This is a genomic window from Kribbella sp. HUAS MG21 (genome assembly GCF_040254265.1).
Classification (GTDB): domain Bacteria; phylum Actinomycetota; class Actinomycetes; order Propionibacteriales; family Kribbellaceae; genus Kribbella.
In genome coordinates this window covers 4392733-4409976 of record NZ_CP158165.1, presented here as the reverse complement: position 1 = coordinate 4409976, position 17244 = coordinate 4392733, and the positions used below count along the sequence as shown (strand labels likewise).

Sequence of the window (17244 nt, the reverse complement as noted above, 5' to 3'; positions counted from 1 at the left end):
ATGTCGGCACCAGCCACCACCATCACAGCTGTCACACCCGAAGGGCCCGAGGTCGAGGTCGCGCCGGCGAAACGCCGCCGGTTGCGGTTCGTCGCGAACCCGAAGGCCGCGACCGGGCTGATCGTGCTCGCGTTCTTCTGCCTGATCGCGGTCATCGGCCCGTGGATCGCGCCGTACGACCCGTCGGCGCGCAGCAGCGACCTGATCCAGCCGCCGTCCGGCAAGCACTGGTTCGGTACGACGCACCTCGGGCAGGACATCTTCAGCCAGGTCCTCGTCGGCACCCGCGGGGTGATGTTCGTCGGGCTGCTCGCCGGGCTCGTTGCGACCGCGCTGTCGATCCTGATCGGGGTCAGCGCGGGCTTCCTGGGCGGGGCCGCGGACGACGGGCTGTCCGCGCTGTCCAACGTTTTCCTGGTCATTCCGGCGCTGCCGCTGATCATCATCGTGGCCTCGACGATCCCGTCGGCCGGCGACCTGATGGTTGCCCTGGTCATCGGTCTCACCTCGTGGGCCTGGGGCGCCCGGGTGCTGCGGGCGCAGACGCTGTCGCTGCGCCGCCGGGACTACGTGGAGGCCGCGCGGGCCACCGGGGAGAGCACCTGGCGGCTGATCACCTTCGAGATCATGCCGAACCTGACCGCGATCATCGCCTCCGGTTTCGTCGGCACGGTGATCTTCGCGGTGATGTCCGAGATCACGCTGGCCTTCATCGGGATCTCGACGATCTCGGAGTGGAACTGGGGCACGATCCTGTTCTGGGCGCAGTCGCAGCAGGCACTGGCCCAGGGGGCGTGGTGGTGGTTCGTCCCGGCCGGGCTGGCGATCGCGATCCTCGGGACCGCGCTGTCGCTGGTCAACTTCGGGATCGACGAGTTCGTGAGCCCGCGGCTGCGGAGCAGCGGCCATACCAAGGTGAAGACCAATGACGGCCGCTCGGTGCGGATGCGGGTCGGGTTCACGCCGGTCCTCGGCGCACCGGCCGAGCCGGTGACTCCCGTCGTACGCCGTCGTGAGGAGGAGGTCGCGTGAGGGCGCCGGTGCTGGAGATCAAGAACTTCCACGTCGACTACGGTCTCGGTGACGAAGCCGTGCAGGCCGTCCGGGACGTCACGCTGACGTTGCACCGTGGCGAAGTACTCGGGCTGGCCGGTGAGAGCGGCAGCGGGAAGTCGACGCTGGCGTACGGCGTGACGCGGCTGCTGCCGCCGCCCGGGGTGATCAGCGGCGGGTCGGTGGTCTACCACCCGGCGTCAGGCGATCCGTACGACGTGATGACGCTGGACGACGCGGAGCTGCGGCAGTTCCGCTGGGCGGAGACGTCGATCGTGTTCCAGGGCGCGATGAACTCGCTGAACCCGGTGCACAAGGTCTCCACCCAGATGCTCGACGTGATCAAGGCGCACGAGCCGCAACTGTCGCCGCAGGCCCGGACGGCGCGGGCTCAGGAAATGCTGAAACTCGTCGGGATTTCCGCGGACCGGATGGACGCGTACCCCCACCAGCTGTCCGGCGGCATGCGGCAGCGGGTGATGATCGGGATGGCGCTCGTCCTCGAGCCGCAGGTTGTCATCATGGACGAGCCGACCACCGCGCTGGACGTGGTGATGCAGCGGCAGATCCTCGCGCAGCTCGTCGAACTGCGCGAGCGGCTCGGGTTCTCGGTGCTGTTCATCACCCACGACCTGTCGCTGCTGGTCGAGTTCTCGGACCGGATCGCGATCATGTACGGCGGCCGGATCGTCGAGGAGGCCTCGTCCGGGGCGCTGTACAAGGACTCCCTGCATCCCTACAGCGAAGGCCTGCTCAAGTCGTTCCCCGCGCTGCGCGGCGAGCGGCGCGAGCTGTCCGGGATCCCTGGTTCACCTCCCGACCTGCGGGGGATGCCGTCCGGGTGCTCTTTCCACCCGCGGTGTCCGCAAGCGTTCGACCGTTGCTCGGCCGAGATCCCCGTGCTGGGAATCCCATCGGCCCGCAACGACCCCAACCGTTCGGTCGCGTGCTGGCTTCCGGGCCGCACCGCTTAGAAAGGTACAGATGAGTACAACTTCAGTCTCGGGGGCGGAGGAGCTGGCCGCGGGGTTCCCGGCCGGGTTCCGCTGGGGCGTCGCGACGTCGTCGTACCAGATCGAAGGGGCGGTGGCCGCGGACGGCCGGACGCCGTCGATCTGGGACACGTTCTGCCGGGTGCCGGGCGCGATCGACAACGGCGACACCGGCGACGTCGCCTGCGACCACTACCACCGGATGCCGGCCGACGTCGCGCTGATCAAGGACCTGGGTCTGGACACCTACCGGTTCTCGGTGGCGTGGCCGCGGGTGCAGCCGCGCGGCAAGGGCCCGGTGAATCCGGCGGGGCTCGGGTTCTACGACCGGCTCGTCGACGAGTTGCTTGCCCAGGGCATCGACCCGTGGGTGACGCTGTACCACTGGGACCTGCCGCAGGAGCTCGAGGACGCGGGCGGCTGGCCGGTGCGCGACACGGCGTACCGGTTCGCGGAGTACGCGATGCTGGTGTTCGACGCGCTCAAGGACCGGGTGAACACCTGGACGACGCTCAACGAGCCGTGGTGCTCGGCGATGCTCGGGTACGCGTACGGCCTGCACGCACCGGGGCGGCGCGAGTACCCGGCCGCGATCGCCGCGGTGCACCACCTGCTGCTCGGGCACGGACTCGCGACGCAGGAGATGCGGGCGGCGGCGCCGCGCAAGCTCGACATCGGCATCACGCTGAACGTCGCCACCGCGTACCCGGCCAGCGATGCGGCACCGGACGTGGAGGCGGCCCGGCGCGCGGACGGCATGGGCCGGCGGATCTACCTCGACCCGCTCGTCCACGGCCGCTACCCCGCCGACGTCGTCGCGGACCTGGAGCGGGAAGGCGCCGCGCTGCCGGTCGAGGACGGCGACCTGGAGATCATCTCGGCGCCGATCGACGTGCTCGGCGTGAACTACTACTTCAGCCAGAAGTTCACCGGGTACGCCGAGGACGGCAGCACCGCCGACGCGAACGGCCTGCCGATCACCCGCGACGTACCGCTCGGCCGGCCGCGGACCGCGATGGACTGGGAGATTGTCCCGGAAGGCTTCACCGACCTCCTGCTCAGCATCGCCCGCGACTACCCGAACCTCCCGATGGTCGTCACCGAGAACGGCTCCGCCTTCGACGACGTCCCCGACGAGCACGGCTACGTCGAGGACACCGACCGCACGGCGTACTTCACCTCCCACCTCACCGCGGTCGCCGACGCCATCACCCAGGCCGCCGACATCCGCGGCTACCTGGCCTGGTCCCTCCTCGACAACTTCGAATGGGCCTACGGCTACGCCAAACGCTTCGGCATAGTCCGCGTCGACTACAACACCCAAACCCGCACCCCCAAGGCCAGCGCCCACTACTTGAAGGACCTGGCCACCCGCCACCGGGCGGGCCAATAGAACTGCCGGGGCCGTCACCCGCATGTGACGGTCCCGGCAGTTCGGTCTTGGTCAGCCCTTCTGGGTTACGCGGTCGAGTGGGGCCGGGGTGAGGGTTTTGTGGGTTCGGAGGTACGACGTGAAGGTTTCGTGGTCGGTGTTGTTGCGGACCGGGTTCGTCGCGGCCTTGAAGGCGGAGTAGCCGTCGGCGCCGATCACCGTGTAGGCGAGGGCGGCCACTCGGTAGGTCTTCGCCGGGTCGAGGGCGGTGCCGTCGAGCTTCACGTCCGCGGGGTTGATGCGGTCCCCGACCGGGCGGGAGGCGTCGAAGGCGTACTTCACGTTGCCCGACAGCGCGAGCGGCGCGAACTTGATCGTCCCGTTCGGCTGCGTCTGCCACTGCTGCTCGAGTACGGCGTCCAACTGCGCGCCGGTCAGGCTCACCGTCAGCACCGGGTTGCCGTAGCCGTACGCGTCCCACGACTCGCCCAGCATCACGCGGCCGGCGGCGTCCCCGGGCTTGGTGCTCGCGGCAACCAGCATGTCGCCGCGCAGCGCGGTGGACCCGGTCGCGGGCTTGGCGGCGATGACGCCGAGGTCGGCCGGTCCGTTCTGCCGCGCCGTCCACAGGTGTACGTCGGCCGCCAGGTCGCCGAGTGTGCTCTCACCGACCGCGTTCGGCGTCCGGGTGAAGTCACCGGTGATCGTCGCGACCGGCTCGGCGTACTTCCGCGCCCCGGCGGCGGTCCAGTAGTCCACGATCCGCTGGATCTCCGGGTCCGGCGTGACGTCGCGGGTCACCGCGTGGTTCACCGACGTCGTCTTGTCCCGCAGTACCTCACCGGTCCGCTGGTCCAGCTGCAGGTTGATCTCGTTGATCAGCCGGCCGTGGTTCGCGGCCTCGACGACCGGGCGCGGGTTGCCGGCCGGGTCCGGGATGCTGCAGTTGAACGCCGCGTGCCAGTGCCCGGTCACGATCGCGTCGATCTGCGGGGTCACCTTGCGCGCGAGCTCGATCGCGGGCCCGCTCGGGTTCACGCAGTTGTTGTAGGTCGCCGACGCGTCCGTGCCGCCGTCGTGCATGTTCAGCACGATCGCCTTCACACCACGCCGGGTCAGCTCGTCGGCCGCCCGGTTCGCCGACTCGACCGGGTCGAGCGCCTTCAGGTCCGGCTGGTACGACGTGGAGCCGACCGGCGTGTCCGGGACGGTGAGCCCGATGAAGCCGACCGGGTACGCCCGGCCGCCGTCGCGCACCCAGCGGATCGTGTACGGCGCGACGATCGTCTGGCCCTTGGCGTCGACGACGTTCGCGGACTGGAAGTCGAAATCGGCGCCGCGGAACTGCCGGCCCGTCGAGTCGGTGAAGCAGCTGTCGACGCCGATCGTGCCGAAGCACTTGCCCTTCGCCATGTGGTCGACGAGGAAGCTCTTGGTCACGTCCAACTCGTGGTTGCCGACGCTGGAGAACTCGACGCCGAGCGCGTTCAGCACCTCGATCGTCGGCTCGTCCGCGTGCACGTCGACCTCGAACGGCCAGCCGGAGAAGCTGTCGCCGTCGGCGAAGAAGATCGAGTTCCGGTGCCGCTCGTCGCGGTGATCCACTGGTGGTGCGACAACGGCACGGTGCCGGTCGGCGGCGCGGGCGCGACGACCACCGGAGAGAGCACCGTCGTCTGCCGCTGCTGTCCGTGCAGGATCGTCTTGTACGTCGTGGTGGCGGTGAGGCTCGCAGTACCGGGCGGTGCCACGGGCGGGAGCTTCACGGTGAACGCGAACGTCGCCTGCTGCCCGCCTTCGATCAGGCCAGGCGCCTTGGACACCGGCGTCGCGGTCCATCCGGAGCCACCGGCCACCGTCACCGCCGGAGCGAACACCGGCAGCGAACCGTCGTTGCGGACGGCAACCTTTACGGTCAGCTCGTCCCCACCCGCCACGACCGGTGCGGAGCCCTCGGGCTGGGCGTCCGTCCCGACCTTCGTCACCTGCGGGATCCCGGCCGTGACGTGCGGAATCCCGGGGACGCCACGAGCCGGCTCAACGCGGAACAGCGCCGTACCGTGGGCCGGCACCGCCGCGCTGATCACCCCGGCGCTCTCGGTCACCTGGTTCGACCAGGCGTTCTTCAGAGTGAACCTCGACCCGCCCAGCCCGACGGCCGCCGCCGTGGTGGTGACGGTCTTGGCGCTGTCACCGCGGTTGAGCAGTACGACGGCACGGCTGCCGTCGGCGAGCCGTTTGACCCACGTCTCCGTCGTACCGGCGGCACCGACGCGCACCGCCTGGACGGCGGCCTTGTCCTGGTTGATCGCGAGGACGTCGGGATCGGTGAGCATCCCGATCGTGGTGGTGCTGAGCTTGCGGATGTCGCTGCCGATCACCAGCGGCGCGGCCGCGACCGCCCACAACGTGAGCTGCGTACGGAACTCCTCGTCGCTCATCCCGAGCTCCGGCGCGAGGTAGTCCGGGTCGCTGAACGCGCCCGGCCGGACGACCTCCGGGTGCCGCGCGTTCGCGTCGTAGTTGCGCAGAACGTCCTTGAACTTGATGTCGCCGTGGAAGCCGACGTCGGTGTACGTGCGCCAGGACTGCGCGATGTCCGGCGCGTACGACCAGGAGTAGATCGACTGCTGCGACTCCGGGTAGTTGCCCCAGTCGGGCGACGTCACCGGGTTGCACAGGTTGAAGATCATCGGCCGGCCGCTGGCGTTGTTGCGCAGCGCGTGCGCGAACTCGGTGAACACCGTCTTCGGGTCGAGATCGGCCGCGATCCCGCACAGGTAGTCGACCTTGACGGCGTCGAAGCCCCACGCGGCGAACTGGTCCGCGTCGCGCTGGTAGTACCCGCCGCTGCCGAGACCGCACTTGCCCGGGATGTACGGGCCGGCGTCGGTGTAGATGCCGGCCTTCAGGCCCTTGCCGTGGATGTAGTCGACGAGCGGCTTCAGCCCGTTCGGGAACTTGGCCGGGTTCGGGACCAGGTCGCCGGCGGCGCTGCGCGACTGGTCGGCCTGCCAGCCGCCGTCCAGCCAGACGATGTCGTAGCCGGCCTTGGCCAGGCCGCGATCGACCAGCGCGTCGGCGACCGACTTGATCGTGTCCTCGGTGAAGTCGCCGCCGAGTCCGTAGTAGGTGTTCCAGCCCTGGTACGGCGTGGGGCTGAGTACCGGAGTCGTGTCCCTGGCTGTGGCCTGAGCCGCCACAGCCGGGGTCGTGGTGGTGGCGAGCGCGCCGGCCACGAGAGCCGCCGCGATCACCCCGCCCAGCAATCGCTTCATTCCGTTGTCCTTTGCTGCCGTTGTGAGCGGACGGTCAGTCGACCAGGTCGACGACCAGGCAGTGCGAGTCGGCGGAGTCGTCGACGACGACCCCGGCCTGCAGCAGGTAGCTGCCCGGGTAGGTCTCGGTGCCCACCCGGTAGTTCTTCGCCGGATCCAGCCCGGCCAGCGGCACCCGCCGCGGCCGGGTCGGCAGCGTGCCGCGCACGTTGCCGTCACCGGTCTCCCACTGGAACACCACGGACCGCCGTACGCCGACGTACTGGACGCCGGCGGTCAGTCCGTACACCTTGCTGTCGGCAATCAGTTCCCGGAAGCCCTTGTACTGCTCGATGTGTCGGGCGGCCGTCTTCAGCTGGTCGTCGGTCCAGCGCGAGAGGTCCGCGCCGATCCCGAGGACACCCGCCATCGCGACATGGAACCGGAAGTCGAGGGACCGTCGGCGCCCGTCGTGCGTGCCCTCGGCGTCGGTCACCCAGGAACTCATCAGGTGCGGCGCGAACCCGGTGCGGAACCCTTCCTGGATCCGGAGCCGATCCAGCGGGGCGGTGTTGTCACTCGGCCACAACGTGTCCACGCGCGCGGCCATCCCCAGATCCACGCGAGCCCCACCACCCGCGCAGCCCTCGACGACAACCTGTGGGTGCTGGTCCCGCAGCCGATCCAGGATGTCGTAGAGATGCGACACCGCCAGGCCGTCCACGTCGCGTCGTCCATCTCCCGCGTCCAGCCGGGGCCGGTTCGCGTCCCACTTCAGATACGAGATGTTGTACGACGACAGCAGCCGGTCGAGCGTGTTCCACACGAACTCCGCGACGTCCTCGCGACTCAGGTCCAGCAGCAGCTGGTTGCGGATCAGCACCGGCTCCCGCCCGGCGGTCCGCAGGATCCACTCCGGGTGGTCGGCCGCCAGTCGCGACTTCGGGCTGACCGACTCCGGCTCGACCCACAGCCCGAAGTCCAGCCCGAGGTCCTTCAGCCGCGCGATGAATCCGTCCAGCCCGTCCGGGAACTTGGCCGGATCGACCTCCCAGTCTCCCAGCCCGCCGGTGTCGTCCGACCGCCCGACGAACCACCCGTCGTCGACCACGAAGGTCTCGACGCCGATGCTCGCGGCCCGCCGGGCGAGCTCGAGCTGGTGCTCCGCGCGGATGCCGAACTCGGTCGCGAACCAGGAGTTGTACAGCGTTTTCGGAACACGTTTTCGCGATCCGCGCCGCTGGTACTCGTGAAAGACCCGCGCCAGCCCGTCGGCACCTTCGGCACTGCAAGCCCCGACGGCCTTCGGCGAAACCCACGTCTCGCCCGGCGCCAGCCGGAGCCCGAGGTTCGAAGCACTCCGGCCGGCCTGGATGCGCAGCAGGCCGATGGTGTCGACCTCGGCACTCAGCTCCCAGGACCCGGACCACGCGAGCTGGACGCCGTACGCGACGTCCCCGTCGGTAGCGAGGAACGGCGAGTACGAGTGCCCCGTGATGCCCTGCGCGCTCCCGATCGTGAACCGGCCGCGCGGCAACGTCACCGACGCCTGCTGGAACTCGCTGTTCCACTCGCCCCACAAGTACTTGACAATGTTCCCCACCGGCACCACGAACGCGGCCGAATCGTGCCGGTGCAGCACGAGCTCGTCCGGCCCGTCGTTGCGCACCGACACCCACCGCTCCACCACGTCCCCGACCATCCGGTAGTGCAGTACGACCCGGACGACGTCCGCGAACTCCAACTCGAGCCCGTCACCTTCACGCGCCTCGACGAACACCGGGCGGAGCTCGTCCGAACCGTCCGGACCACTCACGACCAGCTCCACCGGAGACGTGTAGCGGACACCGCGAACGGCATACTCGAGCGGCTCCACGTCAGCCCGCGGCACGAAGTGCTCCGTGCCGACGACCGTGACCGGCGCCCCGCCGTCCTGCGGGCCCCAGGCAACCAACTGCGCCCACTGCCCGTGCTCCGGTACGCCGACCACGTACGACGTCGTCGTACCGCGCAAGGTCCACGTCCTCACTTGACCGCTCCGATCGCGAGACCGCCGACGAAGTGCTTCTGGAAGCGCAGGAAGACCGCCACCGTGGGAACGGCCGCGATGACCGTGCCGGCCGCGATCACGTTCCAGGACGACACGAACAGCCCTTGCAGACCGAGCAGCGCGGGCGTGACCGGCATCTTCTCGCCGGAGCGGATCACGGTGATCGACCACAGCAGGTCGTTGAAGATCCAGGTGAACGACAGCGCGCCGAGCGCGGCCAGCGCCGGGCGGGTCAGCGGCAGGATCACCGCGGAGTAGATCTTCCCGGGTCCCGCGCCGTCGATCGTCGCCGCCTCCTGGATCTCCCGCGGCAGGTCCCGCATGAACCCGTGCAGCACGAAGGTGTAGAACCCGAGCCCGAAGCCGACATGCACCGCGATCAGCGCGATCAGCGTGTCGTAGTACCCGATCAGCTCCACGAACCGGGAGATCGGGATCAGCAGGATCTGCGGCGGCAGCAGGTTCCCCATCAACATCAGCAACAGGATCGTCCGCCGGAACGGGATCGAGTAGCGCGCGAGCCCGTACGCCGCGACCGAGGCGAGGCCGAGGCTCAGGATCACGGCCGGGATCGTCACCAGCAGGCTGTTGACCAGCGCCCGGAACTCGTCCGCGTCCTCCCACGCCGACTTGTACGTCGAGAACGTGAACGAGTGCGGCAACGACCCGAGGCCGTTCGCCGCCACGTCGTCGAACGACCGGAACGAGATCACCACCACCCACAGGATCGGCGCGACCCAGAGCAGCGAGACGAGGCCCATCGCGACGTGGTAACCGCCCGTCTTGAGCCGGTTCACGATTCCTCCCGGAAGGCGCGGATCAGGTAGCCGAGGATGACGGCGAGGGCGAGCAGGAAGATCACCACGGCCAGCGCGGAGGCGTAGCCGAGCTGGGTGGACTGGAACGCGGTCGAGTACATGTACGTGCTGAGCAGCTCGGACGAGTGGTACGGGCCGCCCTTGGTCATCGACCAGACGATGTCGAAGGACCGCAGCGAGTCGATCACGATGACCGACAGGACGACCGAGTTCACGCCTTTGAGCTGCGGGATGGTGACGTACAGGGTGCGCTGCCAAGCAGAGGCACCGTCGACCTTCGCGGCCTCGTAGAGCGCGGGGTCGACCGCTTTCAGGCCGGCCAGGTACAGCACCATCACGTACCCGATCTGGCGCCACAGCGCCGGGACGATCACGGCGTACAAGGCGGTGTCGGGGTCCGCGAGCCAGGGCCGGATGAAATCGCCCAGTCCGACGGTCCGGAACACGGTGTCCACGAGACCGTCCGGCTGGTAGAAGACGCGCCAGATCAGCGCGGTGACGACCAGCGAGAACACCACGGGCGTGAACAGTGCCGCCCGGTAGATGCCCACCCCACGCCGCTCGCGTTGCAGAAGCAACGCCATCCCGAATCCGCCGATCACGCTGAGCCCGCCGAACAGCACGAGCCAGATCGCGGTGTTCTTCAACGCCGTCCGGAAGATCGGATCCGACACCATGTCCGCGAAGTTGCCGAACCCGACGAACCGCGGCGCCGACAGCCCGTCCCAGCTGGTCAACGCCAACCAGAATCCCTGCAGCGCGGGCCAGAACACCCACACCGCCTCGACCGCGAACGGCACCAGCACGAACACCAGGATCAGCGGCGAGACGCGGCGGGTACGACGGGGCGCGGCCGCCGCACCGTTTCCGGTCCGGCGACGCGGCTCCACAGCTGTAGCGGTCACGCCTTGAAGACCTTTTCCGCTGCCGCCTGCCAGTCCTTCAGGATCTTGTCGACCTGGTCGGGCTTGTCGAGGAACTTGGTGAGCGCGGCGTCGGCGGTCGGCTGCAGGGCGTCGCTCGAGTCGCGGTTGAAGAACTGAGTGAGTTCGGCGGCGCTCTCGATCATCGCCTTGCCCTTCTTCACCAGCGCGGTGTCGGCCGCCTTCCCGTCCGGGTTCGCGGGGATCGCCGTACCGGAGGAGTTCTGCACGTAGATCTCCTGCGCCTCCGCCGTCGCCAGCCAGGTCATGAACTTCTTCACCGAGTCGGGGTCCTGCACCTTCTTCGAGGCGAAGTACCCGTCGGTCGGCGCCTCCTCGGCGACCGGGACCGCGGGATCGATGATCGGGAACTGGAAGAAGTCGATGTCGTCCAGCGCGTCCTTCGGCGCCGAATCCGCGAAGAACGTGCCGATCAGGAACATCCCGGTCTTGCCCGCGAGCAGCGCCGACGTCGCCTCCTGGAACGGGAACGACTTCCCCTTCGGGTCGAAGTACGGCAGCACCTCGCGCCACTTGGTGAAGACCGCCTGCACCTTCGGATCGGTGAAGTTCCCCTGGCCGGCCAGCAGTTCCCGGTGGAACGGCGCGCCGTTGATCCGGATGTTCAGGTAGTCGAACCACGCCGACGCGACCCATGGCGTGTCGCCGAGCCCGATGCCGATCGGCGGGACGCCCTGCGCCTGGATCTTCTGGCAGACCTCGACGAACTCGGCCCAGGTCTTCGGCGGCGTCACGCCCCACTTGGCGAAGTTCGACTTCCGGTAGAACATGCCCCACCAGTAGTAGCTGGTCGGGACGAAGATCTTCTGCCCGGCGCTGCTCGTGGACAGTGTCTGCATCGCCTTCGAGTAGTTGCCCATCGAGTCCCAGACACTCGACACGTCGAGCAGCAGATCCTTCTTCGCGTACGAGTCCGCGACCGAGCCGGCGTACCAGGTGTACACGTCCGGCGGGTTGGCCGAGGTCAGGTACGTCGGCAACTGGGTGCGGAAGATCTCCGCCGCGACCGTGTTCAGCTTGACCTGCGAACCGCCGGTCTTGTTGTAGGCGGCAACGAGTTTCTCCATCGCGGCCTTGGCCTGCTCGCTGGAAAGGTTCGACTGCAGCGCCAGCTGACCGGTGGCCGCGCTGCCGCTGCCCGGACTCTTCGACGACGTCGCGCACCCGGGCACCAGGGTCGCCGCCCCCAGCAGTCCGAGCCCCTTCAGAAAAGTCCGTCGATCCGCTGCCAAGGTCATGCCCGAACTCCTGGAGTCTGCCCCGGCGGTGCGTCCGGCGGGGTGAGTTGGTGTGTTGCGGACGATCTTGCGGCGGCCCGTCGCGGGTGTCAATATTAATTCGTAAATTACGAGCAAATCGCTTGACCGGGCAGTGCCGCCACGGTGAACTGATCCGACGCCCGGCCTGCTGTGGTTGGGTGGAGTGAACTTCGAGGAGGCGCGGGTGCGGCTGGCTGGACGGGTGATCGTGGTGACCGGAGCTGCGTCGGGGATCGGCGCGGCCTGTGCGGAACGCGCGCTGACCGAGGGCGCGCAGGTCGTGCAGGTCGACGTACAGCCCTGCAAAGAGCTGCCTGGCAAGGCGATCAGCGTCGTCGGCGACGTCGCGGCGCCGGACACCTGGGCGGAGGTCAGGTCGCGCGGCCGCGACGAGCTCGGCCCGATCGACGGCCTGGTCAGCAACGCGGTCGTCGTCGAGGTGAAGCCTGCGCACGAGCTCACCCCCCTGTCCTGGCAACGCCAGCTCGACGTCAACCTGACGGCCGCGTTCCTCGGCTTCCAGGCGCTGTACGACGACCTCGTCGCCGGCGCGGGCTCCGTCGTCCTCGTGTCGTCGGTGCACGCACTGGCAGGACTTCCCGGGCATCCGGCGTACGCCGCGACGAAGGGCGCACTGGTCGCGCTCGGACGGCAGCTCGCGGTCGAGTACGGCCGGTCGATCCGGGTGAACAGCGTGCTGCCGGGGCCGGTCGTGACCGCGATGTGGGACCGCGTCGACGCCGAGGGCCGCGAGCGGAGCGCCCAGGCGACTGCGCTCAAGCGGCTCGGGCAACCGGACGAGGTGGCGCAGGCGGTGGCGTTCCTGTTGTCGCACGAGGCGTCGTTCGTCACCGCGACCAGCCTGGTGGTCGACGGCGGATGGTCCGCTGTGAAGGACTCGGCGTGAGGGAGAGCAGGGTGACGGGGATGCAACGCGGGGTGTCGCGGGGGCTGCACGGGCAGATCGTGGAGGTGATGGCGCAGCGGATCCTGTCGGGACAGATCCCGGAAGGCGCGACGATCAACGTCACGGACCTGCAGACCGACCTCGGTGTCAGCCTGACCGCCGTCCGCGAGGCGCTGAAGGTGCTGACCGCGAAGGGCCTGGTCGACGCGCGGCAGAAGCGCGGGACGTTCGTCCGGCCGCGGTCGGACTGGAACCTGCTCGACGCGGACATGATCCGCTGGCACTTCAAGGACGCCGACGCCCGGCCGGAACTGCTCGAGGAACTGCACGAGGTCCGCGGCATCGTCGAGCCGGCCGCCGCCCGCTTGGCCGCCGTACGCGCCGACGAGTCGCATCTGACCGCGCTCGACGAGGCACTGGCGGCGATGGAGTCCGCGGGTGACGACCTCGCCGCGGTGACCGCGGACCTCGCGTTCCACCGGGCGCTGCTCGCGGCGACCGGCAACGAACTGCTGACGAAGATGGAAGTGATCATGGAGACGGGGCTCGCCGACCGGGACCGGCTGGTGCACAAGGTCAAGCCGTCCGACGATCCGGTGCCGAGTCACCGGCGGGTCGTCGACGCGGTCCGCGCGCACGACCCGGAAGGCGCCGAGCTCGCGATGCGCGAACTGCTCGCGAAGGCCGCCGAGGACCTGACCGAGGTGCGCGGTACGGCGAGTCGCAGTACCGGGCAGCGATCGGGGCGGGGATCGACGCGGGGGCGGCGCTCGTGAAGATCGAGAGGATCGAGACGTTCCTGGTCCCGCCGCGCTGGCTGTTCTGCCGGATCGAGACCAGCGACGGTGTCGTCGGCTGGGGCGAGCCGGTGGTCGAGGGCCGCGCGGAGGTGGTGCGGACCGCGATCGACGTCCTGTCGGAGTACCTGATCGGCCGGGACCCGCTGCAGATCGAGCGGCACTGGCAGGTACTGACCAAGGGCGGCTTCTACCGTGGCGGGCCGGTGCTCAGCAGCGCGGTCGCCGGGCTGGACCACGCGCTCTGGGACATCGCCGGCCAGGTGTACGGCGCCCCGGTGGCGGCGCTGCTCGGCGGCCGGGTGCGCGACCGGGTGCGGGTGTACGCGTGGGTCGGCGGGGACGAACCGGCCGCCGTCGGTGACGCCGTCGCGGAGCAGGTTGCGGCCGGGATGACCGCCGTGAAGATGAACGCGAGCGGGCTGATCCGGCCCTCGCCGTCCGTTGCCGAGATCAACGACATCGTGAACCGGCTGGCCGCTGCCCGGGAGGTGCTCGGCGACACGCGGGACGTCGCGATCGACCTGCACGGCCGCGTCGGCGTGGCGGCGGCGCGGCGGATCCTGCACGCGGTCGAGGAGCTGCAGCCGATGTTCGTCGAGGAACCGGTGCTGCCGGAGCAGATGGCACACCTGCCGGAAGTGGTCGCGACCTCGACGGTCCCGGTCGCACTCGGCGAGCGGCTCTACCACCGCTCCGATTTCCTGGCGCCGCTGGACGCGGGCGTCGCGGTCGTCCAGCCCGACGTCTCGCACGCCGGCGGCATCTCGGAGCTGCGGCGGATCGCCGTACTCGCCGATGCGCACGGAGCGATGCTCGCGCCGCACTGCCCGCTCGGACCGATCTCGCTGGCGGCCTCGTTGCAGGTGTCGTTCGCGACGCCGAACTTCCTGATCCAGGAGCAGAGCCGGGGTATTCACTACAACCTGACCAGCGACCTCACGTCGTACGTCGTCGACCCGGCGCCGTTCACCTGGGTCAACGGGCATGCCGAGTGGAATCCCCGGCCGGGACTCGGAATCACGATCGACGAGGCCGCGGTCCGCGCGGCCGACCGGACCGGTCACACCTGGCGCAACCCGGTGTGGACGCACGACGACGGTTCCTTCGCCGAATGGTGACGCCACGGACGAACGGCCTGGTGACGGTCGATCACGCGGACGGCGGTCGCTGGACGTCGCTGCATCTCGCCGGGCGCGAGTGGCTCTGGGCCGGCCCCGGCCTGGTCGAGGGCCCGCGCACCGGGCTGGCCACCTTCATCGACGCCGGCGGCGTGGACGAGTGCTTCCCGACCGTCCGCGGCACACCCGACCACGGCGGGCTCTGGAACCAGCCCTGGGACGGGACGGTCGCGTACGACGGCGCTGTGCTGACGCGGACGCTCACGAGCGGAGTGGACACGCTTTCGGTCGACTACCGTCTCGAGGCCCCGCCGGGCTACAGCTTCGTCTGGGCCGCGCATGCGCTGCTGGACTGTGTGCCTGGGGCGACCATCACGGTGCAGCCGGGGACGTCGTGCCGGTTGTTCGCGGAGGCCGCGCCGTGGCTGCCCTGGGCCTGGCCGGACGAGGTGCCGTGGGTGACGGCCGTGTGGCCGACGCCGCTGGATCTCGGCACGTTCGGCCCGACGGACGGGACGGCCGCCGGCGCAGTCCTCGTCGATTGCCCGACGGTGGCGGTGCGCGACCGGGGCGCCGAGCTGACCATGACGTTGAGTTGCCCGGGGCAACCGGTGTCGACCGCGCTGTGGCGGAACCAGGGCGGCTTCCCGGCCGATGCGCCGTACCGGAGTCTCGGGGTGGAGCCGATGCTCGGCAGGGTGTTCGACCTGGCGACCGCCGGGCCGGGTGATGCCGCGGTGGTGCCGGAGAGTGGCGAACTGGCCTGGCGGCTGACGATCTCCGCCAGGCCGTTCTGATGTCAACCGAGAGGCAGGTCGAGGACCGCGTTGGGCACGGACGTGCTGTTGGTGGTGCGGATGCTGTTGAGCTCGGTCGCCGTCAGGGCGCGCTTGTAGATGCGGACCTCGTCCAGCGCACCGTCGAAGTGGTGCAGGCCGTCGAGGCGCTGGCCGACGTACATCTTGAAGGGCCTGCCGGGGCTGACCGATCCGGCCGGGGCGGTGACGCTCGCGGACTGGACGCCGTCGACCCAGATCGACAGCGTGCCGGCCTTGCGTTGCAGGGCGACGTGGTGCCAGGTGTTGTCGTTGTAGGCCTTCGTCGTCTGGACCGCGGCGGTGTTGCCGTTGGTCGTGATCAGGCCGCGGATCCGGCTGTCCGCGGGCTCGGCGCGGAGCCAGAACTGGGAGTACGTGTTGATCCCGTACCCCCAGAAGATCGCCTGCTGCGCGGTGGACGCGCCGTACTTGATCCAGGCCATCGCGGTGAAGTCCCCCGCGCCGACCGCGAGCGACTCGGCGAACGGCAACTGGATCGCGTCGTCGACCCCGTCGAGGTCGCGCGCCTGCCCGAACTTGCCGGCCACCGCCGTCGTGCCGCCGCGCAGGTAGCTGTCGTTGTGCAGGCCGGACACGTCCGGCGTCGTCGGGCCGAGCGGTGCGTCGGGGTGGCCGATGTCGTTCTCGGTGAAGCGCGCGAACCGGATCTGGTCGCGGGCGTCGACCGTGCCGCCCTCGTACAGCAGGCCGATCTCACCGGTGTCCAGGATCGCCATGTCGGAGTACCCGGACCAGTCACTGGTGATTCGGGTGCCCTCGGCAACAGACTGCCAGGTCTTGCCCTCGTCGAAGCTGGACCGGATCGTCATGTACCGCCTGCGGTCCGGGTCCGCGGGCGCCGCGAACAGGATCCGGTTGTACTTGTCGCCCCGGTCGACCGCCCGCAGCCGTTGCAGCGAGCCCTGGACGACCGGCGTGGTCAGCCCGTCGATCGTGGAAAACGGTGCGGAAAACGTGTGACCGCCGTCGTTGCTGACCGCGGCCATCCGGCTCGCGCCCGACGTGCCCGCGTTGTTGCGCGCACCGGCGTACACGCCGCCGTCGACCTTCTCGACGACGCTGATCTCCTGCGGCGTGGCGTCCGACCTGAGATCGGTCGCGCCCTTGTGCCAGGTGACGCCGTGGTCGTCGCTGTACACGAGCTGGCCCGCGTTCTTGCCGGCGCCGTTGTCGTAGTTGGTACCGGCGACCAGCCGCCCGGCGTGCGCGCCGCGGGTGAGCTGGATGCCGTGGACGGGCCCGGTCGCGTACCAGCCCCACGCCGGGTCGTCGATCTGGTCGCCGATGTTCCGCGCCTTGCTCCATGTCCGGCCGTCGTCGTCACTGAGTTGGACGTACGGCGTCCGCGGCCGGCTCGTCGTCCCGGGATCCATCGTGGTCAGCAGCACGATCCGGCCGGTCTCGTAGTCGACGATCGGGGCGGGGTTGCCGCGGGTGGCGACCGCGTTCGGGTCGGCGTCGGTACCGGACAGGACGGTCTGGGGCGCCGACCAGGTGCGGCCGTCGTCGTCGGAGCGGCGCATCACCAGGTCGATCTCCTGGGAGTCCGCGCACCAGGCGCGGCGGGCCTCGGCGAACGCGAGCAGCGCGCCGGTCTTGGTCTTCACGATCGCGGGAATGCGGTAGCAGCCGTAGCCGGCGTCGCCCTTGTTGAACAGCACGGTCTGGGTGACGGCCGCCTGGGCCGGTGGAGCCGGGAAGGTCAGCGCGGCCGCGACAAGAGCCAGCGCGACGAGGAGCCTGGGCATGAGCGGATGCCTCCTGTAAGTAAACAACGGGGCGGTTGTTCACTTCGTAATTGAGCCACACAATCGGCGTCCACGCCAGAGGTCATG

14 protein-coding genes are annotated in these 17244 nt (G+C 69.6%); 7 read left to right on the top strand and 7 right to left on the bottom strand.

Translation table 11 applies throughout. The annotated features are described in order from the left end of the window. Genes ABN611_RS21705 through ABN611_RS21695 form a run of 3 tightly spaced genes read left to right on the top strand, consistent with a single transcriptional unit; the run spans position 1 to position 3438 of the window. Positions 1–1032 (top strand): ABC transporter permease, encoded by a 1032-nt coding sequence (locus ABN611_RS21705; protein ID WP_350274035.1) that lies wholly within the window; start codon positions 1–3, stop codon positions 1030–1032. Continuing rightward, complete coding sequence (locus ABN611_RS21700) at positions 1029–2027, top strand: ABC transporter ATP-binding protein (protein ID WP_350274034.1); 999 nt, start codon at positions 1029–1031, stop codon at positions 2025–2027. Before ABN611_RS21705 ends, ABN611_RS21700 begins: the two co-directional genes overlap by 4 nt. Positions 2028–2037: 10 nt before the next feature. Then, positions 2038–3438, top strand: a complete 1401-nt coding sequence (locus ABN611_RS21695; RefSeq protein WP_350274033.1) for a GH1 family beta-glucosidase — start codon at positions 2038–2040, stop codon at positions 3436–3438. Positions 3439–3489: 51 nt separating this feature from the next. Here the strand turns inward: ABN611_RS21695 and ABN611_RS21690 are convergent, their stop codons facing one another. Genes ABN611_RS21690 through ABN611_RS21665 form a run of 6 tightly spaced genes read right to left on the bottom strand, consistent with a single transcriptional unit; the run spans position 3490 to position 11724 of the window. Continuing rightward, entirely contained in the window at positions 3490–5022 is a 1533-nt protein-coding gene (locus tag ABN611_RS21690; protein WP_350274032.1) for a bifunctional UDP-sugar hydrolase/5'-nucleotidase, read from the bottom strand. Next, a complete protein-coding gene (locus ABN611_RS21685; RefSeq protein ID WP_350274031.1) occupies positions 4905–6695 on the bottom strand; it encodes an alpha-galactosidase in 1791 nt (596 codons plus the stop codon). Before ABN611_RS21685 ends, ABN611_RS21690 begins: the two co-directional genes overlap by 118 nt. Before the next feature lie 34 nt (positions 6696–6729). Further along, positions 6730–8703: an alpha-galactosidase gene (locus ABN611_RS21680; RefSeq protein WP_350274030.1), complete on the bottom strand. Its 1974-nt coding sequence runs from the start codon at positions 8701–8703 to the stop codon at positions 6730–6732. After that, a complete protein-coding gene (locus ABN611_RS21675) occupies positions 8700–9521 on the bottom strand; it encodes a carbohydrate ABC transporter permease (RefSeq protein ID WP_350274029.1) in 822 nt (273 codons plus the stop codon). Before ABN611_RS21675 ends, ABN611_RS21680 begins: the two co-directional genes overlap by 4 nt. After that, positions 9518–10447, bottom strand: a complete 930-nt coding sequence (locus tag ABN611_RS21670) for a sugar ABC transporter permease (RefSeq protein ID WP_350274028.1) — start codon at positions 10445–10447, stop codon at positions 9518–9520. The genes ABN611_RS21675 and ABN611_RS21670 overlap by 4 nt, the downstream gene beginning before the upstream one ends. Continuing rightward, positions 10444–11724 (bottom strand): ABC transporter substrate-binding protein, encoded by a 1281-nt coding sequence (locus ABN611_RS21665; protein ID WP_350274027.1) that lies wholly within the window; start codon positions 11722–11724, stop codon positions 10444–10446. The genes ABN611_RS21670 and ABN611_RS21665 overlap by 4 nt, the downstream gene beginning before the upstream one ends. Positions 11725–11908: 184 nt before the next feature. On the opposite strand from ABN611_RS21665, the gene ABN611_RS21660 reads away from it, so the two are divergent. From ABN611_RS21660 to ABN611_RS21645, 4 genes are read left to right on the top strand one after another with little or no spacing between them, the layout of a single operon-like run. Continuing rightward, entirely contained in the window at positions 11909–12652 is a 744-nt protein-coding gene (locus tag ABN611_RS21660; RefSeq protein WP_350274026.1) for an SDR family NAD(P)-dependent oxidoreductase, read from the top strand. Further along, entirely contained in the window at positions 12649–13428 is a 780-nt protein-coding gene (locus ABN611_RS21655; RefSeq protein ID WP_350274025.1) for a FadR/GntR family transcriptional regulator, read from the top strand. Before ABN611_RS21660 ends, ABN611_RS21655 begins: the two co-directional genes overlap by 4 nt. After that, the gene (gene dgoD / locus ABN611_RS21650; RefSeq protein WP_350274024.1) at positions 13425–14570 is read left to right on the top strand and encodes a galactonate dehydratase; all 1146 of its coding nucleotides are present in this window, start codon (positions 13425–13427) and stop codon (positions 14568–14570) included. Before ABN611_RS21655 ends, dgoD begins: the two co-directional genes overlap by 4 nt. Next, on the top strand, positions 14564–15367 hold the full coding sequence (locus tag ABN611_RS21645) for a hypothetical protein (RefSeq protein WP_350274023.1): 804 nt from the start codon (positions 14564–14566) through the stop codon (positions 15365–15367). The genes dgoD and ABN611_RS21645 overlap by 7 nt, the downstream gene beginning before the upstream one ends. A gap of 2 nt (positions 15368–15369) precedes the next feature. On the opposite strand, the gene ABN611_RS21640 is transcribed toward ABN611_RS21645, so the two are convergent. Then, on the bottom strand, positions 15370–17157 hold the full coding sequence (locus ABN611_RS21640; RefSeq protein ID WP_350274022.1) for a sialidase family protein: 1788 nt from the start codon (positions 17155–17157) through the stop codon (positions 15370–15372). Positions 17158–17244: the final 87 nt, after the last annotated feature.